This is a genomic window from Nocardia sp. NPDC060259 (genome assembly GCF_042728775.1).
Classification (GTDB): Bacteria; Actinomycetota; Actinomycetes; order Mycobacteriales; family Mycobacteriaceae; genus Nocardia.
In genome coordinates this window covers 1-22,189 of record NZ_JBHXAY010000002.1, presented here as the reverse complement: position 1 = coordinate 22,189, position 22,189 = coordinate 1, and the positions used below count along the sequence as shown (strand labels likewise).

Genomic DNA, 22,189 nt, shown 5'->3' with positions numbered 1-22,189 from the left:
CACTATTCGGGACGCTAATTTCACATTCTGGTGAGCGATATGCAATCGTAGGATGATTGCTTCCCTTGGTGTACCCGGAGGTTTCCATGTCGCTGACCACTCCATTGGCGGGCAAGCTCGCCGGCCTGCAGAGCTCGGCGATCAGGGACCTGCTCAAACTCACCGCGCGCGCCGACGTCATCAGCCTGGCGGGCGGGCTGCCCGACGCGGCGCTGATGCCGCGCGAGCGGATCGCCGTCGCCGCCGAGTCGGCGCTGGCCGACGCCGCGGTCCTGCAGTACACCGAGTCGCCCGGCCTGCCCGCGCTGCGCGCGGTGATCGCGGCCAGGGAGACCGCCAGGATCGGCCGCGCCGTGCCGGTGGACGAGGTGTTCATCACCCACGGTTCCCAGCAGGCGCTGTCGCTGCTCGCCGAGGTCCTGCTCGATCCCGGTGCGCTGGTGATCGTCGAGGATCCGGCGTATGTCGGTGCGCTGCAGGTGTTCCGGGCCGCGGGCGCGCGCATCGTCGCCGTGCCGCTGGACTCCGACGGCATGCGCGTCGACATCCTGGAGGACCTGCTGGCCGCGGGCGACCGCCCGGCGGTCGTGCACACGGTCTCCAATTTCCACAACCCCGGCGGCGTCACCCTCGCCCCCGAACGCCGCCGCCGTCTCGCGGAACTCGCGCAGGCACACGGCTTCTGGGTCATCGAGGACGACCCGTACGGCGAACTCTGGTTCGACCAGCCCGCCCCCGACCCGGTCGCCACCTACTCGCCCCAGGTGATCCGCCTCTCCAGCGTCTCCAAGATCCTGGCCCCCGCCCTGCGCGTCGGCTGGATGGTCGCCCCCGACCGCGTCTGTCGCGCGGTCGAACTCCTCAAACAGGGTGCCGACCTGTGCGGCTCCGCCCTCACCCACCAGATCGCCACCGATCTGCTGACCGACACCGAGTGGCTCGCCGCCCACATCGATTCGGTCCGCCAGGCCTACCGCACCCGCGCCAACGCCTTGGTCGACGCTGTCCGCACCACCTTCGCCGACCGCGTCCGCTGCACCGACGCCGCGGGCGGCATGTTCGTCTGGGCCAACTTCACCGACAGCACCGACACCGCCGCCCTCCTCCCCAAGGCCCTCGAAGCCGGCATCGCCTACGTGCCCGGCGCCGCCTTCGCCGTCTCGGACGCCTACCGCAACTCGATGCGCCTGTGCTTCACCACCTCCGACGAGGCGACGCTGATCGAGGCGATCGACCGACTGGCGTCGACTGTTCGCTAGCGAGTCCGCGGGACCCGAATGCGAGCAGGGGACGGCCTCGGCGAAACCGACTGGAATCTTCGCTGGTCAGGAGCTATTTTTCCGATCGACGCCGAGGGGAAATGCGAGTTGGCGGCGGGCCGTTCCGCGCCGATGCTGGGGATATGGAATATCTCCCCTACGCGCAATATTTGCCACAGCGGTACCGGCACGAGGTGATGCTCGAACCCGTGTCGAGTTGGTGGAGCCGGCGGGGCCATCGGGTTCATGTCGCGCGGGCGGGCGCGGACGACGCGCCCGTGCGGGTGCTGGGACTGCACGGCGGTGGCGGCCACGCGGGTCTGGTCTGGCCGCTACTCGGTATCGGTGCGGCGCACGGTGTTTCGGTGGCGGCGATCGATCTGCCGCTGTACGGCGACACGGTGGTGTCCGACCCCGGCGCGGTGCGCTACCGCGAATGGGTGGAGCTGGTCAGCGATTTCGTCCTGGCCGAGACCGAAACCGACGATCGGCCGCTCGTGCTGTTCGGGGCGAGTATGGGCGGGATACTCGCCTACGAGGTGGCCGCGCGCACCGGTCGGGTGGCGCACGTCGTGGCGACCTGCCTGCCCGACCCGGCCGATCCGGCGATGCGGAGGGCGATGGCGCGCTGGGCGCCGGTCGCGGCGACGCCGGCCTGGGCGCTGGCTGGTGTCGCCGCGGTGCTCGGCCGGGTACGGGTGCCGATCCGTTGGCTGGCCGACATGGAGAACATGAGCCTGGACCCAGCCCTGACCCGAGTGTGCGCCACGGATCCGCGGGGCGGTGGTGTCCGGATTCCGCTCGGTTTCCTCGTCGACTTTCTGCGGTTCCGGCACACCCTGCCGGAGGATTTCACCGCGGCACCTGTGACGCTGGTGCATCCCGCCGAGGACCGGTGGACTCCGCCCCAGCTGAGCATGCGATTCCTCGCCCGCATCAGTGCGCCGACCAGTGCCGTCCTGCTGGCGGGCTGCGGGCACTTTCCGGTCGAGGAGCCGGGCGTCACCCAGCTCGCCGATGCGCTACGGGAGATCCTCGCCGAGGTCGGCGCCCCGCGCTGACCGGTCGGGAACAATCGCCATCGCCAGCGCGGTCAGCTCCTCGGTGCGCACGGTGTGCCGGGTGAGGACCCGATGCACCTGCGCGTCCACCGCGTGCACCAGCGTCCGCGCGGTGAGCAGGGTGTCGGGTCCGCCCCGTGCACAGCGTCGCAGCTGGTATTCGACCTCGGTGACGAGGTAGTCCTCGAACGCCTGCACCGCCGCGAGCTCGACCGGCAGGCTCAGCGCGACGCGATGCAGCAGGGCATGCAGTGCGGGCCGATCGCGATGGAGGTCGGCGACGACCTCCATGATCGCGCGCATGCTGTCGTCGAACGGCGGCCGCTCGGCGCGCAGACGCGCGAAGACCTCGCTCAGCCGCTGCGCACCGTCGATCAGGTGGCGCTCGGCCAGCGTGTGCAGCATGGCCTGTTTGTTCGGAAAGTATTGGTACAGCGTGCCGATCGACAGGCCCGCTCGTTCGGCGATGCGATTCGTGGTCGCCGTGGCGCCCTCGCGGGAGAACACCTGGGCCGCGGCTTCGAGCAGCGTGTCCACCGTGTTCTTGGCACGCTGCTGCCGGGGTGTTTTGCGTGGGCGGTTCATCCCGCCCAGCCGTAGGTGCGTTCGACGGCCTTGTTCCATTCGCTGTAGCGCAGGACGCGTTCGTCGTCCGGCATGGTGGGGGACCAGGTGTGGTCGGCGGTCCAGTTGGCGCGCAGGTCGTCGAGGCCGGACCAGTAGCCGACGGCGAGGCCCGCGGCGTAGGCGGCGCCGAGTGCGGTGGTCTCGCGGACTACCGGGCGGACGACGGGGACGTCGAGGATGTCGGATTGGAACTGCATGAGCAGGTCGTTGCCGGTCATGCCGCCGTCGACCTTGAGGGTGGTCAGTTCCAGGTCGAGCTGCTGGGCGGCGGCGTCGGCGCGCATGGCGTCGACGACCTCGCGGGTCTGGAACGCGGTGGATTCCAGTGCGGCCCTGGCCAAGTGGGCCTTGGTGACGAAGCGGGTCAGGCCCGCGATGACCCCGCGGGCATCGGGGCGCCAGCGCGGGGCGAACAGGCCGGAGAAGGCGGGGACGAAGTAGGCGCCGCCGTTGTCGTCGACGCTGCGGGCCAGCGGTTCCACCTCCTCGGCCGAGGCGATGATCCCGAGATTGTCCCGCAGCCACTGGACCAGGGAACCGGTGACGGCGATGGACCCTTCCAGGGCGTACACGGCCGGTTGGTCGCCGAGCTGGTAGCAGGCGGTGGTGAGCAGGCCGTGCTTGCTGATCACCGGTGTGGTTCCGGTGTTGAGGAGCATGAAATTGCCGGTGCCGTAGGTGTTCTTGGCTTCGCCGGGGGACAGGCACGCCTGGCCGAAGGTGGCGGCCTGCTGGTCGCCGAGGATGCCCGCCACCGGTGCGCCCGCGAACGGGCCCGCGGTGATCTCGGCGTAGACCTCGGAAGAGCTGCGGATCCGCGGGAGCAGTGACATCGGGATGTCGAAGTCGGCGCAGATCTGTGAATCCCATTGCAGCGTGCGCAGATCCATCAGCATGGTGCGCGAGGCATTGGTGACGTCGGTGAGGTGCTCGCCGGTCAGCTTCCACAGCACCCAGCTGTCCATGGTGCCGAAGCAGAGGTCACCGGCCTCGGCGCGGGCGCGCACGCCGTCGACATTGTCGAGGATCCAGCGCAGCTTCGGCCCGGCGAAATAGGTCGACAGCGGCAGTCCGGTGCGCTCGGCATAGCGCTGCGGGCCCTGCTCACCCGCCAGTTCGGTGCACAGCTGATCGGTCCGGGTGTCCTGCCAGACGATCGCGTTGTACACCGGTTCGCCGGTGGCCCGATCCCAGACGACGGTGGTCTCGCGCTGGTTGGTGATGCCGATCGCGGCCAGATCACCGGCCGAGCAGCCACTGTTGCCCAACGCGGCGCCGAGCACCCATTCGGTATTGCGCCACACTTCCGCCGGATCGTGCTCGACCCAGCCCGGTTTCGGGAAGATCTGCCGGTGTTCCCGCTGTGCGGTTCCGACGATCCGGCCCCGCCGGTCGAAGACGATGCAGCGACTCGAAGTCGTGCCCTGATCGATGGCGGCCACATAGCGACGCATTGGTGCAGGTTACCGAAAGGCGGGAGGCGCGCCCCGCCGAATCCAGCACGAGCGGCGAGGTGGCACTACGTTGAACTTGTACGCAGCGGCGCCGGGAACGTGCACCGGCGTCGACCCACTGTCGGCTGGGACCGGCCGTTCCGCGGTCGGCGGCGAGGAGTCGAGCATGTCGCAGACACCGGAATTTCCGTTCCTGCACCCCGGGGAACTGGTCGCGGGCGGCCAACGGGACCGGCTCGGGCCGGGTCAGCTCGGCCCGGACCAGCGGCGCACCGCCTGGGAACGCCTCGGCAAGGATCGGTTCGACGTCCTGGTCGTCGGCGGTGGCGTGGTCGGCGCGGGCATCGCGCTCGACGCGGCGACCCGTGGCATGTCGGTCGGGCTCGTCGAGGCCCGCGATCTGGCATCCGGTACCTCGAGCCGGTCGTCGAAGATGTTCCACGGTGGCCTGCGCTACCTCGAACAGTTCGAGTTCGGGCTGGTCAGGGAGGCGCTGAAGGAACGCGAGCTGGCGCTGTCGACGCTGGCGCCGCACCTGGTGAAGCCGTTGCGCTTCCTGTATCCGCTGACCCACCGGGTGTGGGAGCGGCCGTACGTGGCCGCGGGCCTGACCCTCTACGACACCATGGGCGGGTCGAAATCTGTTCCTGGACAGCATCATCTGACCAGGCACGGTGCGATGCGGCTGGCTCCGGGGCTGCGCCGGGATTCGATGATCGGCGGCGTCACCTATTACGACACCGTTGTCGACGATGCCCGCCACACCATGACCGTGGCCCGCACCGCCGCCCACTACGGCGCGGTCATCCGCACCTCCACCCAGGTCGTCGGGTTCCTGCGGGAGGCCGACCGGGTGGTCGGCGTGAAGATGCGCGACACCGAGGACGGGCGCACCGGCGAGGCGCGCGCGCATGTGGTGATCAACGCGACCGGCGTGTGGACCGACGAGGTGCAGGGCCTGTCGCGTCAGCGCGGCCGGTTCCATGTGCGCGCGTCCAAGGGCGTGCACATCGTGGTGCCGCGCGACCGCATCGTCAGCGATGCCGCGATCATCCTGCGCACCACCACCTCGGTGCTGTTCGTCATCCCGTGGGGCGCGCACTGGATCATCGGCACCACCGACACCGACTGGAACCTCGACCTCGCGCACCCGGCCGCCACCAAGGCCGACATCGATTACCTGCTCGGGCGGGTGAACGAAGTGCTGGTCACCCCGCTCACCCCGGCCGACATCGACGGCGTCTACGCGGGGCTGCGCCCGCTGCTCGCCGGGGAGAGCGACGATACCTCCAAGCTGTCGCGCGAACATGCCGTCGCCCGTGTCGCGCCCGGTCTGGTGAGCATCGCCGGCGGCAAGTACACCACCTACCGCGTCATGGCCGCCGACGCGATGGACGAAGCGGCACAGGATATTCCGGCGCGGGTGTCGCCGTCGATCACCGAGAAGGTCGCGCTGCTCGGCGCCGACGGCTACTTCGCCCTGGTGAATCAGACCGTCCAGCTGGCCGAGCACTACGGCGTGCACCCGTACCGGATGACGCACCTGCTCGACCGCTACGGCTCGGTCGTCGACGAAGTACTGTCGCTGGCCACGGGCAAACCCGAACTGCTGCAACCGATTACCGACGCCCCCGCCTATCTGCAGGTCGAAGCGGTGTACGCGGCCGCCGCCGAGGGCGCGCTGCACCTCGACGACATCCTGGCCCGGCGCACCCGCATCTCGATCGAGTACGCCGATCGCGGCGCGCACTGCGCCGAACAGGTGGCGCATCTGGTCGCGCCCGTCCTCGGGTGGGACGCCGACGAGATCGACCGCGAGGTGTCCACCTATCAGGCGCGGGTGCGGGCCGAGATCGAATCGCAGACCCAGCCCGACGACATCTCCGCCGACGCGCTGCGGGCGGCGGCGCCGGAACCGCGACCCCAGCTGCTCGAACCGGTGCCGCAAGATCGGTGAGAGCGGCGTAATCGTGCAATTCGACGCCGCGCAGTCAGAAAACTGACTGGCGGCGGCCGTTGTGCACGATTACGCCAGTCCTGTCAGACGGTCGCCGATTGCAGCGCGCGCAGTTCGACGGCATTGTGCGCGCAGAACACCTCGACCTCGTCGCCGTGGCCGCGCACCAGTTCACGCAGCCGCTCCTGATTGTCGATCCGCGCGGGTCCGACGGTTTGCACGAGACGCTCGAACAGCACGGAGCCGGGCGGCTGATGCGGGTGCTCCAGGTCGAGCTGGCCGGGATGGAAGTAGGCGTCGCCGACCGCGAACTTCCAGCCCGCGCCGGTATCGATCGCGATTCCGGCGTGGCCGCGCGTGTGCCCGGCCAGCGGGATGATCAGCAGTTCCGCCGGGAGACCGCGTAATTGACGCACCGCGCCGAAGCCGAACCACGGTTCGCCGAGTTCGTCGTAGCTCTCCCAGCGCGGACCGTGCGCGAATTGCGCTGCACGGTAACGGAATTTCTCGCGCGGGCCGAATTTGCCGTCGAGGGCGCGCAATTCCTCGCCGTAGACGTGCACCCTGGCCTGCGGGAATTCGGCGAGGCCGCCCGCGTGGTCGAGGTCAAGGTGGGTGAGCACGATGTCGGTGACGTCCTCGCGGCGGTAGCCGAGCGCCTCGATGCGGCGCGCCACGGTGCGGTCGAGGTCGAGGACGGGGCGGGTCATCCGGATGAAACGGCGGCCGAGCCACTCGTCCGGACGCCGGACCGCCCCCTCGCCGATCCCGGTCTCGATCAGGACGAGGCGGTCGTCGAGTTCGATGAGTACGCAGTGGCAGACCATCTCGGCTCGGCGGGTGATGCCGCCGACGCCGTCGAGGAGGCGGCCGCCGAAGGGGCGCATGGTGCCGCCGTCGATGTGGTGGATACGCATCAGGAGAGCTCCTGTTCGAGGGTGGCGCGCAGATGGTCGGCGACCATGCGCAAGGGGGTGAGGTCGCGTCGGGTGCGGGCGAGCAGCAGCCCGCCCTCGAGCATGGCCAGCGCCACGGTGGACAGTTCTTCGGCGCGCTCGCCGGGAATGCCCTTGGCGCGCAGGAAGTCGTCGATCGCGGTGCGCCACGTGTCGAAACCGGTGACGCAGGCTTCGCGGATCGGCTCGCTGTCGCCCGCGTCGAGGGCGATGGTGGCGAGGGGACAGCCGCGCTGGAAGTTCGAGTCGGTGAGCATCGTCCCGAGCGCGGTGAACACGCCGTCGATGTCGCCGGTCTCGAGCGCTGCTTCGAGCAGGGTCCGCAGCGCGTCGGCGGACTGGACGACGGCCTCGGCGGCGAGTTGTTCCTTGCCGCCGGGGAAGTGGAAGTAGAAGGAGCCCTTGGGTGCGCCGCCCGCGCTGACCAGCTGGTTGACGCCGGTGGCGTGGTAGCCCTGGGTGTGGAACAGGTCGGCGGCGGCGTCGAGGAAACGCTGCCGGGAGTCCGTGCGTGGAGTCACCCGCTCAGCGTAGCTCGAGTATGACGACCGGTCTAGTTAGTAGGCTCCGGTTGGCAGCGGGGACAGAAGTAGATGCCGCGTTCGCGCTGGGTGATGCGGTCGGCCGGGTCGTCCTCACCGAGCAGGCGGGAGACGATCGCCGTGCCGCAGCGGGGGCACGGGCGACGGGTGCGGCCGTAGGCCATCGGCCGCCAGGGCGGTTGGTGCGCGGCCTTGCCGAGGACGCGGTGGGCTTCGTCTACCAGCGCGGGCAGGTCGGGGATGTCACCGACCTGGGTCGCCGGGTGCACGCGGCGCAGGAAGCAGATCTCGCTGCGGTAGATGTTGCCGATGCCGGCCAGATTGCGCTGGTCGAGCAGGGCAAGGCCGATGGGGCGGCGCGGGTATTCGGAGAGCAGGCGCAGGGCCTCGGCGGCGTCCCAGTTCGGGCCGAGCAGATCGGGGCCGAGATGGTCGACGACGGTGTGCTCCTCGGCGCGGGGCAGCACCTGCACCTTGCCGAGTTCGAAGCCGACGGCCTCGAACTCGTCGGTGGCGAGCACAAGCCGCGCGGTGACCGGCGGTTTCGTCCACCGCTGGCCGCGATGGAACACCCGCCACACGCCCTCCATCTTCAGGTGGGTGTGGATGCTCACCCGGTCGGTGCGGATGAACAGGTGCTTGCCGTAGCTGCCGACCTCCGTCACCAGGTCGCCGACCAGGTCGACCGTCGCGTATCGGGGAACCCGGAAGTCGCTGCGGGTGAGGGTCTTACCGGCCAGTGCGGTGCGCAGCCGCTCGGCGGTGCGGAACACGGTGTCGCCCTCGGGCATTCGGCTACACCTGCCTGCGCAGGCGCAGGCCGCGCGGTGTCATCGAGAAGCCCGCCTCGACGAGGACGTCGGCGAAGGTGTTGCCGTGCACGGTTTCTCCGTTGATCTTGTCGATCACCAGCCCGTCGACCCTGCGGTCGTGCACGAGACCGGCCAGGGCGGTCGCGGCCATCCGGCGCAGGCCGGGATCCTCGGTGAAGCTGAGCAGGGTCTTGCCGCCGCGTTCCACGTAGAGCACCAGCTCGCCGCCGACCAGCACCACCAGTGCGCCCGCCTTGCGGCCGGGCCGGTGTCCGCCCTCGGCGTCGCCTTTCGGCCACGGCAGCGCGGCACCGTACGGGTTGGCGGGGTCGCACGAGGCCAGGGCGAGCGCGACGCCGGGCTGGGCGGTGCCGCGGTCGGTGTCGAACGAGCGCAACCGGTCGACGGTGTCGGTGGTGGAGAACTGGGCGCCGCCCAGGGTGTCGACGAAATAGCCGCGGCGGCACCGGCCGCGATCCTCGAACTCGGTGAGTACCCGGTACATCAGCGCGAAGCCGCCCGGCACGCCCTCGTTCTGCACCGAGCCGCGGGTGAGGACGCCGTAGCGTTCGAGCAGCTGATCGGCGGTGGCGTGGGCGCGAAGGGTGTTGTCCTGCACTCGTTCCGGCAGGATGGACCAGCGGCCGGCGAGGGTGGGTGGGCCGGTGCGGGTCGGCATGGACGGGCGCGGGAGGTAGGCGCGGCCGCGGGGAGCTCGGCGTGGGGTGCGGTGGGCGGTGGTGCTGCGCGCGGTGCCGGAGAGCAGGGCGCGCACCGGGGCGAAGGTGTCGCCGGAGACGTAGCCGGCCCAGACGAGTTGCCAGAGCGCGTCGCCGACGGCCTTGTCGTCGAGCAGGCCGGTGGCGTCGGAGAGTTGGCGGAAGAAGAAGGCGCCGCCGCCGTGGAGGGTCGCCGGAAGTCGTCGCGGGTTGTCCTGGTCGGTCGGCGGAGCCGGAGGGAGGTCCTGGCCGCGGCCTCCGTCCCGGTCGAGGTCTGCTTCCCGGTTGCGGTCCCCGTCCAGGTTGCGGTCCGGGCGCTCTGTGTTCCCGCTGGATGTTGGGTGGGCCGGGGCGCCTCCGTTGGATGGTGCGTTGCGGCTGTTGGACTTGCCAGTGGCGGGCGGAGTGCTGCCAGGGGCGTCGAGGTCGACTGTTGGCGTCCGCTCGGCGCGCGGCGGCCAGGGTTCGAGCGGGGCGCCGAGAGCTGCCAGGAGGCCGAGCTGGATGTCGGTGGGGTCGATGTCGTCGGGTGGTGGGAGGGTGAAGGGGGCCTGGTCGGCCAGGTGCAGGGCGATCCAGCCGTCGCGGGCGGTGATCGCGCCGTGGCCGGACCAGATGACCTCGCCGCCGGCCATCAGTTCGTCCAGCATGGCGGGGGAGTAGTCGCGCACGCGCGTCGGCAGGATCAGCGATTCCCATGCCGAGGCCGGGATCGGTACGCCCGCGAGCTGTTCCACCACGGTGGCGACGCCGTCGATGCCGCGCAGTTCGCCGGAACCGATGTGCTGCCAGGCGGGCAGGAAACGGCCGAGAGCGGCGGTGGACACCGGCTCCACCTCGTGCCGGGCCGCGGCCAGCGACCGGCGGCGCAACCGGCGCAGTACCTGGGCGTCGCACCATTCGGTGCCCGCCGTCGCCGGCGTGAATTCGCCTTCCACCACGCGTTTCTCGGCCAGCAGCCGGTGCAGGGCGGTCGCGGCGACCGCCGATCCGAGGCCGAAGCGGGCGGCGACGGCGGCGGTGGTGAACGGTGCGTGGGTGCGGGCGTAGCGTCCGACAAGGTCACCGAGCGGGTCGGGGACGGGCTCGATGAAGGCGGCGGGTACGCCGATCGGCAACGGCACCCCGAGCGCGTCGCGCAGGCGCGCGGCATCCTCGATCGCCACCCACCAGGTCCGGCCCGCGAACGACACCTCCAGTGCGCGACGGGCATCACGCAGTTCGGCGAACCAGGCGGGAGCGTCGGAGTCGGCGAGGATGTCGTCGGCGTTTCGGCCATCGGCGGCTTCCATGTTCGCCGGTCGGAGGTCGGCGCCGGTGTGGATGTCGTCGGTGCTCCGGTCCTCGGCTACCTCGGCCGCTGGATCGCGAAGGCTCGCGCTGTCGACCTCGCCGTCCGGCGATTCGGCGCGGTGAGCGGCTTCCTGGCCGCCACCGCGCCGCACGCAGCGGGCGGCTGCCTCGGCGGGGGTGAGGGGGCCGAGCAGGCGCAACAGGTCGGCCAGGCCTTCGGCGTCGCGGGCCCAGCGTTCGGGGGTGAGGCGCTGGAGTTCGCGTTCGGTGAGGGCGATGACCGTGGGGTCGAGGAGCTCGCGCAGTTCGACGCGGCCGAGCAGTTCGGCGAGCAGGCTGGAGTCCAGAGCCAGTGCGGCGGCGCGGCGTTCGGCCAACGGGCTGTCGCCGTCGTAGAGGAACTGGCCGATGTAGGAGAACAGCAGGGCGTTGGCGAAGGGGGACGGGCTCGCGGTCTCGACATCGATCAGGCGCACCTCGCGGCGGGCGACCTTGGTCAGCAGGTCGCGCAGCGAGGGCAGGTCGTAGACGTCGCGCAGGCACTCGCGGACGGTTTCCAGCAGGATCGGGAAGTCCGGGAATTTGCGTGCCACATCGAGCAATTGGGCCGAGCGCTGCCGCTGCTGCCACAGCGGTGCGCGCTTGCCGGGGTCTCGGCGTGGGAGCAGCAGCGCCCTGGCGGCGCACTCGCGGAACCGGGACGCGAACAGCGCGGACCCGCCGACCTGTTCGGTGACGATGTCGTCGATCTCGTCGGGTTCGAAGGCGAACAGTTCGGCGCCGGGCGGATCGTCGGTGGTGTCGGGCAGACGCACCACGATGCCGTCGTCGGAAGCGGTCGGCGCGGCATCGATGCCGAATCGCTCCTGCAGCCGGGCGCCGACGGCCAGTGCCCACGGCGCGTGTACCGGGGTGCCATAGGGGGAGTGCAGGACCAGGCGCCAGTCACCGAGTTCGTCACGGAAGCGCTCGACGATCAGGGTGCGGTCGGTCGGGAGCTGACCGGTGGCGGCGCGCTGCTCCTCGAGCAACCCGACCATGTTCGCCGTCGCGTTCTGGTCGAGGCCCGCGGTGCGGACGAGCTGTTCCAGCCGGGCGGATGCGGCGTCGGGGCTCTCCGCGCGCTTCGTCGAACGCGTGCGGGTGGTCTTCTTCTTGCTCCCGTTGGACGCGGGCTCGTCGATCGCGACGGCGGAGCTGCGGTGTTCTGCCGAATTGTCCTGTGACGCGGCCGATCCGGGTGGCCGGGTGCCCATGTCCGCGACGATCCGGGACAGCTCGTCGGCGGATACCTGACCCGCCGTCCGCACGAATTCGCCCAGGGCGGTGCCCAGTTCGGCCGGACGTCCCAGGCCGTCGCCGTGCCAGAACGGCAGCCGGCCGGGCAGGCCGAAGGCGGGCGACACCAGCACCCGGTCGAAGGTGATCTCCTCGATCCGCCAGCTGGTCGCGCCGAGCGCGAAGACATCGCCGACTCGCGACTCGTAGACCATCTCCTCGTCGAGTTCGCCCACCCGCGAGGCCTTTTCGCCGACCATGAACACCGCGAACATGCCGCGGTCGGGGATCGCGCCGCCGGAGGTGACGGCCAGGCGTTGCGCGCCGGGGCGGCCGGTGAGGGTGCCCGCGTCGCGGTCCCACACCACGCGGGGGCGCAGTTCGGCGAACTCGTCGGAGGGGTAGCGGCCCGCGAGCAGGTCGAGGACGGATTCGTAGGCCGACCGGGGCAGGTTCGCGTAGCTGCCGGTGGCGCGGACGATGTCGAACCAGGCGTCGACGTCGACGGGTTCGAGTGCGCAGGCGGCCACGGTCTGCTGGGCGAGGATGTCGAGCGGGTGCGCGGGGATCTGGAGCAGTTCGATCTCGCCCGCCAGCATGCGCTGGGCGGCGACGGTGCAGTGGATGACGTCGGTGCGATGCTTGGGGAACAGCACGCCCCGGGAGATCTCGCCCACCTGGTGCCCGGCCCGGCCGACCCGCTGCAATCCGCTGGCCACCGACGGCGGCGCCTCCACCTGCACCACCAGGTCGACCGCGCCCATATCGATGCCGAGTTCGAGGCTGCTGGTGGCGACCACGCAGCGCAGCCGTCCGCTCTTGAGGTCGTCCTCGATGATCGCCCGCTGCTCCTTGCTGACCGACCCGTGGTGGGCGCGGGCCAGCAGGTGGTCGGCGCCGTGGATCACCTCGGTGGACGGCCCGAGCTGGGCGGGCGGGGCGTGCTCGGTGTCCACCGGCTCGCCGAGCCGGGCGGCGTAGGCCTCGTTGAGCCGCGCGGTGAGCCGCTCGGCGAGCCTGCGCGAGTTGGCGAACACGATCGAGGACCGATGCTCGAGCACCAGGTCGACGATGGCCTCGTCGACGTGCGGCCAGATCGAGCCCGGCTGGTCGGAGTCACCGGGATCGGTCATATCGGCCACCGGAACCCGCACCGACAGGTCGAACGTCTTCGGCGCGGGCGGCCGCACGATGGTGATCGGCGCCGACCCGACCAGGAACCGCCCGACCTCTTCCGGCGGACGCACCGTCGCCGACAGCCCGATCCGCTGCGCCGGTCGCTCGGTCAGCTGATCCAGCCGGGCCAGCGACAACGCCAGATGCGCGCCGCGCTTGCTGCCCGCGATGGCGTGTACCTCGTCGACGATCACGGTGTTGACCTGGGCCAGCGTCTCCCGCGCCGCCGAGGTGAGCAGTAGGAACAGCGACTCGGGCGTAGTGATGAGGATGTCCGGCGGTGTGCGCTGCATGGCCCGCCGCTGCGCCGGTGTGGTGTCGCCGGAGCGCACGCCGACGGAGATGTCGAGCGGCTCGAGCCCCAGCCGCCTGGCGGTCTGTGTGACCCCGACCAGCGGCGCCCGCAGATTCCGCTCCACATCCACGGCCAGTGCCTTGAGCGGCGAGACGTACAGCACCGACGTCCCGCGCGGCGTCCCAGGCTCCGGCGCCTGTCGCGTGGCCAGCTGATCGATGGCCCACAGGAACGCCGACAGCGTCTTGCCCGACCCGGTGGGCGCGACGACCAGCGTGTGGTTCCCGTCCGCGATCGCCTTCCACGCCCCGAGCTGGGCCGACGTGGGCCCGGCGAAGGCCCCGTCGAACCACTGCGCGGTAGCGGGAGAGAACCGATCCATAGGTTTCAGTGTGCACCGGGCCACCGACAATCCCGCCGAGGCGAGCGTTCGGCGAAGCCGGAGAAGGGCTGATGGCAGGGGCAGTGTGACCGGCGCTACTCTGGGCTCTCGTGCAAACGGTGCTCAGAGTCGACCTCGTCGGCCATGGCTTGACCGAGGCGGTACGGAAGGCGCGATTCCCTGTCGACGAACCACTGGACGAGTCGGCGCGCGGTGCGCTGCGCGCGGACGCGGTGTTGGCCGGTGCGCAGGTGCGGACCGGGCCGGAACGGCGGGCTCGGGAGACGGCGGAGGCGCTAGGGCTGGTCGGTGAGCCGGATGCGCGATTACGGGATCTGGATTCCGGGTCGTGGCGGGGGACCGAGATGGGCAGTCTGGCACAGGATCAGCTGTTCGCGTGGCTCACCGATCCCGAATTCCGTGGGCACGGTGGCGAATCGGTGACCGATCTGGTCGACCGGGCGCGGTTCTGGCTGGCCGAGATCGCCTCGGCGGGCCGGGACACGGTGGCTGTGACGCATCCGGCGGTGATCAGGGCGGTGCTGCTCGTCGTGCTCGACGCACCGCCGAAGTCGTTCTGGCGCATCGATGTTGCGCCCGCGAGCGTCACCCGGCTGCACTACCGCGGGAACTGGACACTGCGCCTCGGCTAGAAACGGCGAAAGCCCCGGAGCCGAAACTCCGGGGCTTTCGTCTAGTAGCGGGAACAGGATTTGAACCTGCGACCTCTGGGTTATGAGCCCAGCGAGCTACCGAGCTGCTCCATCCCGCGTCGTAAACACCACTGTACACGCCACGGCACGGATGACGAAATCGGTTTCTGATCAGCCGAAATGTATCCCCTGGGCCAGCGGGAGCTCGGTCGAGTAGTTGATGGTGTTGGTGGCCCTGCGCATGTAGGCCTTCCACGAATCGGACCCGGATTCGCGCCCGCCGCCGGTGTTCTTCTCGCCGCCGAACGCGCCGCCGATCTCCGCCCCCGATGTCCCGATATTGACATTGGCGATGCCGCAGTCCGAGCCGGCAAGGAACCGTTCGGCCTCGCGCTGGTCGAGGGTGAAGATCGACGAGGAAAGCCCTTGCGACACATCGTTGTTGAGCGCGATCGCGGCGTCGATGTCGTCGTAGGTGAGCACGTAGAGGATCGGCGCGAAGGTCTCCTCGCGCACCAGCTCCGTCTGCGCCGGCATCCGCACCACCGTGGGCCGCACATAGTAGGCGTCGGGGCCGACCAACTCGATGCGCTCACCGCCGCAGACGATCTCGCCACCCTCGTCCACGGCACGCGAGAGCGCCTTCTGCATCGAGGTGAACGCGCGCTCGTTGATCAACGGCCCGACCAGCACGCCGTCGTCGAGCGGGTTACCCACGCGCAGTTGGTCATACGCCGCCGCGAGCCGCTCGACCAGCTGATCGGCGATCGAACTGTGCGCGATCAGCCTGCGCAGCGTGGTGCAGCGCTGACCCGCCGTCCCCGCCGCGGCGAAGACGATCCCACGCACCGCCAGCTCCAGATCGGCGCTCGGCGCGACGATCGCGGCGTTGTTGCCGCCCAGTTCCAGCAGGCAGCGGCCGAACCGGCCCGCCACCCGCGGCGCGACCACACCACCCATCCGCACCGAACCCGTGGCGCTGAGCAGCGCGACCCGCGAGTCGTCGACGAGCGCCTCGCCCACCGCGGCGTCACCCTGGATCAGCTGGTGCACTTCGGGATCCGCGCCCACCTCGACGGCGGCGCGACGCAGCAGCGTGTGACAGGCCAGCGCGGTCAACGGCGTGGTCTCCGACGGCTTCCACACCACCGTGTCACCGCAGACCAGCGCGATGGCGGTATTCCACGCCCATACCGCGACCGGGAAGTTGAACGCCGAGATCACGCCGACGACGCCGAGCGGATGCCAGGTCTCCATCAGCCGGTGACCCGGCCGCTCGGAAGGCATTGTCGCGCCGTAGAGCTGGCGGGACAGGCCGATCGCGAACTCGCAGACGTCGATCATCTCCTGGACCTCGCCCAGCGCCTCCGGCCCGATCTTGCCCGCCTCCAGGGTGACCAGTTCGGCGAGCTCACCCTGATGCGCGACCAGCAGCTGGGCCAGTCTGCGCACCAGCGCCGCCCGAACCGGGGCGGGCACGGTGCGCCACGCGTCGAACGCGACGGCGGCCCGGCCGATCGCGGCATCGACCTCGGCGGGCGTGTCAGCGGTCAGCGGCAGCAGGATGCCGCCCGAGATCGGCGTGCGCGCGAGCAAGGAGCCGGGCTCGGGCACGCTCGCGCCGAGGCCGTGCAGCAGGGCCCTGGCGCGCAGCGCCAGCTGCTCGGAGAAGTGCTCGGTCACGGTCTGGGTCATCGCTGCTCACCTTCTGCTGTTTGGTACGGCTCACGGAAAAGTTCGGTGGAATTCGGTGGGGGAACAGAAAGAAGTTTTCCCCGCGCGACCCCCGTGCTGCGTTAGCCTTCGCTGATGGCGGATACACCGGCTAGACCCCAGCTCGACGATATCGACCGACTATTGATCAAAGAACTGATGAGCGATGGTCGCGCTACGTTGTCGAACCTGGCGGAGAAGGCCAGCCTCTCGGTCTCGGCAGTGCAGTCGCGGGTGCGCAGGCTCGAAGCGCGCGGGGTGATCCGCGGGTACGCGGCGCATGTCGATCCCGAAGCGCTCGGCCACCTGTTGTCGGCGTTCGTCGCGATCACTCCTCTCGACCCGTCCCAGCCCGATGACGCGCCCGCCCTGTTGCAGCACATCCCCGGCATCGAGGCGTGCCACTCGGTGGCCGGCGAGGAGAGCTACGTCCTGCTGGTCCGGGTCGCCTCGCCGCGGCACCTGGAACAGCTGCTGCAGGAGATCAGGGCCACCGCCAACGTGCGGACGCGCAGCACCATCATCCTGCAGACATTCTATGACAGGTAACGATTCCTCGTAATAGTTCCGCGATTCCGTAGAGGTTCCGTAAATATTTGCGTACCCTCGGTTTTGTGACCATCGAACTGGAGCGCCCCGGCGCGGCGGTCACCCCCGCCAACCGGGTCCACGAAATCCTGTCCTCGCACATCCTCGCGGACGGCTTCGAACTTGTGCTCGATCTGCACAAGTCGCACGGCCGCACGCTCATCGACGAACGTGACGGCACGGCCTACCTCGACATGTTCGGCTTCTTCGCCTCCAACGCGCTCGGGATGAACCATCCCGCGCTGGCGGACGACGAGCGCTTCCGCGCCGAACTGGCCACCGCCGCGCTGAACAAGCCGAGCAACTCCGATATGTACACCGTGGAGATGGCTCGCTTCGTCGAGACCTTCGTCCGCGTGATCGGCGATCCGCGGCTACCGCATCTGTTCTTCATCGACGGTGGTGCCCTCGCCGTGGAGAACGCGCTGAAGGTCGCGTTCGACTGGAAGAGCAGGCACAACGAATCACACGGCCGCTCACCGGAACTCGGCACCAAGGTGCTGCATCTGACCGGGGCCTTCCACGGCCGCAGCGGCTACACGATGTCGCTGACCAACACCGACCCGATCAAGACCGCGCGCTTCCCGAAGTTCGACTGGCCGCGTATCGAGACGCCGCACACCCTGGCAGGCCCCGACATCGAAGCGCTCGAAGCCAGGGCCATCGCGCAGGCCGCGCAGGCCTTCGCCGACTACCCACACGACATCGCCTGCTTCATCGCCGAGCCGATCCAGGGCGAGGGCGGTGACCGGCACCTGCGCGCGCAGTTCCTCGGCGCGATGCAGCGGCTGTGTCACGACAACGACGCGCTGTTCGTCCTCGACGAGGTGCAGACCGGCGTCGGGATGACCGGAACCACCTGGGCCTACCAGCAATTGGGGCTGGAGCCCGATGTGGTGGCGTTCGGCAAGAAGACCCAGGTCTGCGGCGTCATGGCGGGCGGGCGGGTCGACGAGGTGCCCGACAATGTCTTCCGGGTGAACTCCCGCCTGAACTCCACCTGGGGCGGCAACCTCACCGACATGGTGCGCACCCGGCGCATTCTCGAGGTGCTGGAACAGGAACGGCTGATCGAGAAGTCGGTGGCGCTCGGGGCCTACCTGCTCGACCAGCTCGGTCAGCTCGCCGCCGCGCATCCGGACAAGGTGAGCGAGCCGCGCGGGCGCGGTCTGATGTGCGCGATCACGCTGGCCAGCCACGATCTGCGGGATCGGGTGGTGACGGCGATGCGGGAGCGGCAGCACGTGTTGTTGCTGGGGACCGGGGAGCGCGGCATCCGGTTCCGTCCGCCGCTGACGGTCACCGAGGAAGAACTCGGGCAGGTCGCCGATGCGTTCGATGCCGTGCTGACGCGAGAACGGCTGTAGGGCAACGGGTGCGCTCACAGCCACGAGCCCGGATAACCGTGGCGAGATTCCGTGGCTGTGGGCGGCACACTGTCTGATTTGCTAGATTTTCGCTGTCGCAGCTTCTAGGCTTCGCATCCATGTCATCCGGATGTCAGTACGACATGGAACGGTGCTGCGCATGAACCGCCGAACCGAGCGAATCGGACAAATTGCTACCGCCTTGCTGCTCGCCGTTACGGCCGGCTGTTCGAACAGTGAAGCCGTGACGGTCGAGCAGCCGACAGCGGCGCCCACGTCGACCACCTCGCCGACAGCCATGCCGCCGCACATGACCGACCTGCTGCCCGGGATGCCGCCGCCGCTCTCGCCCACCGACATCTACGCGGCCAACCGGGAACTCAGCCCGTCGGTCGCCGATCACCGGCCGCTGGTCTACGTGCCCAACAGCAAGTCCAACACGGTGACCGTGATCGACCAGAACACCTTCCAGGTGCTCGACACGTTCTCCTCGGGCGGTTCCGAACCCCAGCACGTGGTGCCGTCCTACGACCTGCAGACCCTCTACGCCACCAACGATCTGCCGATCGGCGGCGGTAGCCTGCTGCCGATCGACCCACGCACCGGAGCGCCTGCGGGACCGGCTTTTCCGGTGCGCGACCCGTACAACATGTATTACACGCCGGACGGCAAGTTCGCCCTGGTCGTCGCCGAGGCGGACAAGTCGCTGGACTTCTACGATCCGGTGACCTGGCAGAAGCTGCACTCGCTCGCGGTGCCCGAGTGCGCTGGCGTCGACCACATGGACTTCACCGCAGACGGGCGCTTCGCCCTCGCCAGTTGTGAATTCATCGGGCGGATGGCGGTTTTCGATGTCGCGCAGCGCACGCTGATCAAGATGATCGACCTGCCGGGCGGGCGCGGCGGGATGCCGCAGGATGTGAAGCTCTCGCCCGACGGGCACGTCTTCTTCGTCGCCGACATGATGGCCGACGGCATCTACACCTTCGACGCGCACACCTTCGTCAACACCGGCTTCATCCCCACCGGCACAGGGACGCACGGGCTCTACGTGACGCGTGACTCCAAGCAGATGCTGATCACCAACCGGCACGAGGGCAGCATCTCGGTGTGGGACTTCGGCACCAACGGGCTGGCGCACAAGTGGTTCATCCCCGGCGGCGGCAGCCCGGACATGGGCAACATCTCCGCCGACGGGCGGGTGTTCTGGGTGTCGGGCAGGCACAACAACGAGGTGTACGCGGTCGACATCGTCAACTGGAACCTGTTGGCGCGCATCCCCGTCGACCACGGGCCGCACGGGTTGACGGTGTGGCCGCAGCCGGGGCGCTACTCCACCGGGCACACGGGGGTCATGCGCTAGCGGGTGGCGCCTGCCGTGATGGCACCATGTGCGAATGCTCCAGATGTTGTTCGTCGGGGCCGTGCTCGGTCTCGTGCACTGGCTGTTGTACCGGCGTTTCGCGGTCGCCCCCGGTCTCGGCGTGGCCGCGCGCCGGGCCGCCGCGATCGGGCTAGTGCTGCTGTGGATCCCGCCGTTCGTCGCGGTCGGCGCGGGAAACGCCTTCTCGCCGCGGCCTGTCCGGCCGATCGTCTGGCTGGGTGAGGTCTGGCTCGCGGTCCTGTTCTACCTGGGGATCGGGCTGATCGCGATCGGGCTCGTGCTTCTCGTGGCTCGCCTGCTGAAGTACCAGGACCGGCGCAGGCTGATCCGGGTGCTGTCGGCGGTGGTGATCGTCGCCGCCGTCGGCACGGTCTCCTATGGCGTGGTCGAGGCGAACCGGCCGCGGGTGGTCGAGGCCGAGCTCACCTTCGCGCAGCTGCCGCGTGAGTTCGACGGTCTGCGCGTCGTCGTGGTCGCCGACATCCATGTCGGCGCCGCACGTGGCGCGGATTTCACCCGGCGGGTGGTCGAGCTGGTCAACGAGCAGCAGCCCGATGTCATCGCGCTGCCGGGGGATCTGCTCGACGGTGCGGTCGACTACGTCGGCGCCGACATCGACCCGCTGGCCGGACTGCGGTCGAAGTACGGGAAGTTCGTCGTCGCGGGCAATCACGAAGGGTATGTGAACCGGCCCGACAGCTGGCTCGACTACTACGACCGGTTGGGGCTCACCTCGCTGCGCAACAGCCGCGCCGCCGTGACGGTCGGGGGCGCGTCCATCGACATCGCCGGGGTCTACGACTTCGACGCCACCGATCCGGCGCCCGACGTCGCGGCCGCGCTGGCCGGGCAGGATCAGGGCCGGTTCACCGTGCTCCTCGCCCACCAGCCGTTGCAGGGGACGGTGGCCAGCGAGCACGGCGTGCGGTTGCAGCTGTCCGGGCACACCCACGGCGGGCAGATGTGGCCGCTGATGTATCCGGTGAAGTGGATCAACGGCACCGTCACCGGTCATAGCCGGGTAGGCGAGATGCAGATGTTCACGACCCGCGGTGTCGGTGCGTGGGGACCACCGGTCCGGGTGGGCGCACCGCCGGATATCGCGGTGGTGACGTTGCGCGCGGGCTGACGCGGTCGGGATCGCCTCTGGGCGGGGCCGATTCGGCCGTAGCTCAGGCGGGGACGGCGGTCAGTCCCAGCGCGCCTGCGACGAAACGGTGGACCGAGGCCAGGCCGGCTGCCAGCGCCTCGTCCTCGCCGGGGCGGGCCCAGCCGGTGACGGTCGCGGTGTCGTCGGGTCCGGGCGTCACGCCGATCTCGGCGACCAGTTCGGCCGTCGTCGGCACGCAGACGGCCCAGGAGAAGTGGGACTCGTCGGCCCACTGAGCCGAGCGGGTGGCCACGTAGCCGGGATCGGTGATGCCGCCGTCGGCCAGGGCAGGCCGGTCGTCGATGCGCTCGTCGGCCCGGAGAGCGCGCAGGTACCAGGCGCCGGCGTTGATCTCGATCGGTTCCACCCCAGGAGTGTATTTGCGGGCCGGGGGTTGTCCGGAGGGCGGGGTTGCTCGCGTTCGCCGGGTCAGGCGAGACGGGGGGTTGCGCCCAGCAGCGAGTGGACGGCGGTGCGGCCGATGTCGAGGGCGCGGGTGAGCAGGTCGGTGTCGCGGGCGGTGCTGTCGATGGCGGGGGCGCCGGCGGGCGGGTGGACCTGGAGGACGCGGTCGCCCAAGCCGGTGAGGTAGCTGTCCTCGACGGCCTGCTGGCCGGGGCGCTGGGACCAGGCGCGGAAGGCGCCGGGGGCGATGGCCCGCATGTAGCCGCCGCCCACGATGCGGTGCAGCAGGGGTGCGGGCGGGCGGACTTCGTCGGTGCGGCGGGTGCGCAGGACCAAGGCATGGGTGGTGCCCGCCGCGACGGCGGTGCGGATCGGGACGGTCTCCGACAGGCCGCCGTCGAAGTAGCTGCGGCCGCCGAGATCGACCGGGGGACCGGCGAGCAGGGGCAGGCCCGCGGAGGCGCGCAGCGCGGTCATCAGGGTGGTTTTGTCCACGATGTGCGGTCCGAGGTCCACCGACCGGCCGGTTCGGACGTCGGTCGCGATCGGGTGGAAGGTGGTGGAGTTGGCCAGGATGGCCGGGAAGTCCATCGGCTCGATGCCGTCGTAGACGTGGTGCACCAGGTAGCGCAGATCGAAGACCGGTCGCCCGCGCAGGATCCGCACCGGATCGACCACCCGGCGCATGATCGTCGCATCGGTCCAGGACCGCATGCCCGTGGCCGCGCGCCCGCACAGCAACCACGCGCCGTTGATCGCGCCCGCCGACGTGCCGTAGACGGCGTCGAACACCCCGGCCAAGCCGAGCTCCTCGAGTGCCTGCACCATGCCGCTGGAGTAGACACCGCGGCTACCGCCACCCTCGATCACCAGCGCGAGGCGATTCCCGTCACCGCGGTTCCCTGCCTCACGTCGAGTCCGGATCACCTCGGCGACCGTGGCCGGACCCGGTGAAGCCGACGGGTCCTGATCGATACGCGCACTGCTGGTCACCCGATCCACGATACGACAGGGTGCGGGAGTCCGGCCTGGCCAGATGCACGATCTTCGCCGCCCGTTCACCGGGGCGCGGCGAATGTGTCGAAACGACGACGGGCGCCGGTCGAGGTCGACCGGCG

Annotated in this window: 16 protein-coding genes, 1 tRNA gene and 2 pseudogenes; 8 read left to right on the top strand and 11 right to left on the bottom strand. The window is 69.9% G+C overall.

The window, feature by feature from the left end:
• Positions 1–86: 86 nt before the first annotated feature.
• A complete protein-coding gene (locus ACFWF2_RS01240; protein WP_379303354.1) occupies positions 87–1,259 on the top strand; it encodes a PLP-dependent aminotransferase family protein in 1,173 nt (390 codons plus the stop codon).
• Positions 1,260–1,402: 143 nt separating this feature from the next.
• Entirely contained in the window at positions 1,403–2,320 is a 918-nt protein-coding gene (locus tag ACFWF2_RS01235; protein WP_379303352.1) for an alpha/beta hydrolase, read from the top strand.
• Here the strand turns inward: ACFWF2_RS01235 and ACFWF2_RS01230 are convergent.
• Positions 2,282–2,905, bottom strand: a complete 624-nt coding sequence (locus ACFWF2_RS01230) for a TetR/AcrR family transcriptional regulator (RefSeq protein ID WP_379303350.1) — start codon at positions 2,903–2,905, stop codon at positions 2,282–2,284. The genes ACFWF2_RS01235 and ACFWF2_RS01230 overlap by 39 nt on opposite strands.
• The gene (gene glpK / locus ACFWF2_RS01225) at positions 2,902–4,401 is read right to left on the bottom strand and encodes a glycerol kinase GlpK (RefSeq protein ID WP_379303348.1); all 1,500 of its coding nucleotides are present in this window, start codon (positions 4,399–4,401) and stop codon (positions 2,902–2,904) included. The genes ACFWF2_RS01230 and glpK overlap by 4 nt, the downstream gene beginning before the upstream one ends.
• Positions 4,402–4,567: 166 nt before the next feature.
• Here glpK and glpD point away from each other — a divergent pair, with 166 nt between their 5' ends.
• Complete coding sequence (gene glpD / locus ACFWF2_RS01220; protein ID WP_379303346.1) at positions 4,568–6,358, top strand: glycerol-3-phosphate dehydrogenase; 1,791 nt, start codon at positions 4,568–4,570, stop codon at positions 6,356–6,358.
• Positions 6,359–6,441: 83 nt separating this feature from the next.
• Here glpD and ACFWF2_RS01215 read toward each other — a convergent pair whose 3' ends face one another.
• The 5 genes and pseudogenes from ACFWF2_RS01215 to ACFWF2_RS01195 form a co-directional block, all read right to left on the bottom strand.
• On the bottom strand, positions 6,442–7,275 hold the full coding sequence (locus ACFWF2_RS01215) for an MBL fold metallo-hydrolase (protein ID WP_379303344.1): 834 nt from the start codon (positions 7,273–7,275) through the stop codon (positions 6,442–6,444).
• Positions 7,275–7,835 carry a TetR/AcrR family transcriptional regulator gene (locus ACFWF2_RS01210; RefSeq protein WP_379303342.1) on the bottom strand — a complete coding sequence of 187 codons (561 nt, stop codon included), beginning with the start codon at positions 7,833–7,835 and terminating at the stop codon, positions 7,275–7,277. Before ACFWF2_RS01210 ends, ACFWF2_RS01215 begins: the two co-directional genes overlap by 1 nt.
• 32 nt (positions 7,836–7,867) lie before the next feature.
• Positions 7,868–8,647 (bottom strand): Fpg/Nei family DNA glycosylase, encoded by a 780-nt coding sequence (locus ACFWF2_RS01205; RefSeq protein WP_379303340.1) that lies wholly within the window; start codon positions 8,645–8,647, stop codon positions 7,868–7,870.
• Positions 8,648–8,651: 4 nt separating this feature from the next.
• A pseudogene (locus tag ACFWF2_RS01200) lies at positions 8,652–9,581 on the bottom strand (ATP-dependent helicase); the annotation flags it as partial.
• Positions 9,582–9,884: 303 nt separating this feature from the next.
• Positions 9,885–13,811 (bottom strand): annotated as a pseudogene (locus tag ACFWF2_RS01195) (DEAD/DEAH box helicase); the annotation flags it as partial.
• 110 nt (positions 13,812–13,921) lie between these two features.
• On the opposite strand from ACFWF2_RS01195, the gene ACFWF2_RS01190 reads away from it, so the two are divergent.
• On the top strand, positions 13,922–14,464 hold the full coding sequence (locus ACFWF2_RS01190) for a histidine phosphatase family protein (protein ID WP_379303338.1): 543 nt from the start codon (positions 13,922–13,924) through the stop codon (positions 14,462–14,464).
• A gap of 45 nt (positions 14,465–14,509) precedes the next feature.
• Here the strand turns inward: ACFWF2_RS01190 and ACFWF2_RS01185 are convergent.
• Together ACFWF2_RS01185 and ACFWF2_RS01180 are read right to left on the bottom strand one after the other, a co-directional pair.
• Positions 14,510–14,583, bottom strand: a tRNA-Met gene (locus ACFWF2_RS01185).
• A 52-nt stretch (positions 14,584–14,635) separates the two neighbouring features.
• Complete coding sequence (locus ACFWF2_RS01180; RefSeq protein ID WP_379303336.1) at positions 14,636–16,159, bottom strand: aldehyde dehydrogenase family protein; 1,524 nt, start codon at positions 16,157–16,159, stop codon at positions 14,636–14,638.
• A 114-nt stretch (positions 16,160–16,273) separates the two neighbouring features.
• On the opposite strand from ACFWF2_RS01180, the gene ACFWF2_RS01175 reads away from it, so the two are divergent.
• The 4 genes from ACFWF2_RS01175 to ACFWF2_RS01160 all read left to right on the top strand — a co-directional run bounded on the left by ACFWF2_RS01175 (position 16,274) and on the right by ACFWF2_RS01160 (position 20,645).
• The gene (locus ACFWF2_RS01175) at positions 16,274–16,726 is read left to right on the top strand and encodes an Lrp/AsnC family transcriptional regulator (protein ID WP_071926582.1); all 453 of its coding nucleotides are present in this window, start codon (positions 16,274–16,276) and stop codon (positions 16,724–16,726) included.
• 65 nt (positions 16,727–16,791) lie between these two features.
• Positions 16,792–18,132 carry an L-lysine 6-transaminase gene (gene lat, locus ACFWF2_RS01170; protein WP_379303334.1) on the top strand — a complete coding sequence of 447 codons (1,341 nt, stop codon included), beginning with the start codon at positions 16,792–16,794 and terminating at the stop codon, positions 18,130–18,132.
• A 244-nt stretch (positions 18,133–18,376) separates the two neighbouring features.
• The gene (locus ACFWF2_RS01165) at positions 18,377–19,495 is read left to right on the top strand and encodes a hypothetical protein (RefSeq protein ID WP_379303332.1); all 1,119 of its coding nucleotides are present in this window, start codon (positions 18,377–18,379) and stop codon (positions 19,493–19,495) included.
• Positions 19,496–19,529: 34 nt separating this feature from the next.
• Positions 19,530–20,645 carry a metallophosphoesterase gene (locus ACFWF2_RS01160; RefSeq protein ID WP_379303330.1) on the top strand — a complete coding sequence of 372 codons (1,116 nt, stop codon included), beginning with the start codon at positions 19,530–19,532 and terminating at the stop codon, positions 20,643–20,645.
• 43 nt (positions 20,646–20,688) lie between these two features.
• On the opposite strand, the gene ACFWF2_RS01155 is transcribed toward ACFWF2_RS01160, so the two are convergent.
• Both ACFWF2_RS01155 and ACFWF2_RS01150 read right to left on the bottom strand, forming a co-directional pair.
• Complete coding sequence (locus tag ACFWF2_RS01155) at positions 20,689–21,033, bottom strand: hypothetical protein (RefSeq protein ID WP_379303328.1); 345 nt, start codon at positions 21,031–21,033, stop codon at positions 20,689–20,691.
• Positions 21,034–21,095: 62 nt separating this feature from the next.
• Complete coding sequence (locus ACFWF2_RS01150) at positions 21,096–22,064, bottom strand: patatin family protein (RefSeq protein WP_379303326.1); 969 nt, start codon at positions 22,062–22,064, stop codon at positions 21,096–21,098.
• Between the last annotated feature and the right edge of the window lie 125 nt (positions 22,065–22,189).

Bases quoted from the DNA above. Each gene is read 5' to 3' on its own strand.
- ACFWF2_RS01240 (WP_379303354.1), top strand. From the start codon at position 87: ATGTCGCTGACCACTCCATTGGCGGGCAAGCTCGCCGGCCTGCAGAGC.
- ACFWF2_RS01235 (WP_379303352.1), top strand. From the start codon at position 1,403: ATGGAATATCTCCCCTACGCGCAATATTTGCCACAGCGGTACCGGCAC.
- ACFWF2_RS01230 (WP_379303350.1), bottom strand. From the start codon at position 2,905: ATGAACCGCCCACGCAAAACACCCCGGCAGCAGCGTGCCAAGAACACG.
- glpK (WP_379303348.1), bottom strand. From the start codon at position 4,401: ATGCGTCGCTATGTGGCCGCCATCGATCAGGGCACGACTTCGAGTCGC.
- glpD (WP_379303346.1), top strand. From the start codon at position 4,568: ATGTCGCAGACACCGGAATTTCCGTTCCTGCACCCCGGGGAACTGGTC.
- ACFWF2_RS01215 (WP_379303344.1), bottom strand. From the start codon at position 7,275: ATGCGTATCCACCACATCGACGGCGGCACCATGCGCCCCTTCGGCGGC.
- ACFWF2_RS01205 (WP_379303340.1), bottom strand. From the start codon at position 8,647: ATGCCCGAGGGCGACACCGTGTTCCGCACCGCCGAGCGGCTGCGCACC.
- ACFWF2_RS01180 (WP_379303336.1), bottom strand. From the start codon at position 16,159: ATGACCCAGACCGTGACCGAGCACTTCTCCGAGCAGCTGGCGCTGCGC.
- ACFWF2_RS01175 (WP_071926582.1), top strand. From the start codon at position 16,274: ATGGCGGATACACCGGCTAGACCCCAGCTCGACGATATCGACCGACTA.
- ACFWF2_RS01160 (WP_379303330.1), top strand. From the start codon at position 19,530: ATGCTCCAGATGTTGTTCGTCGGGGCCGTGCTCGGTCTCGTGCACTGG.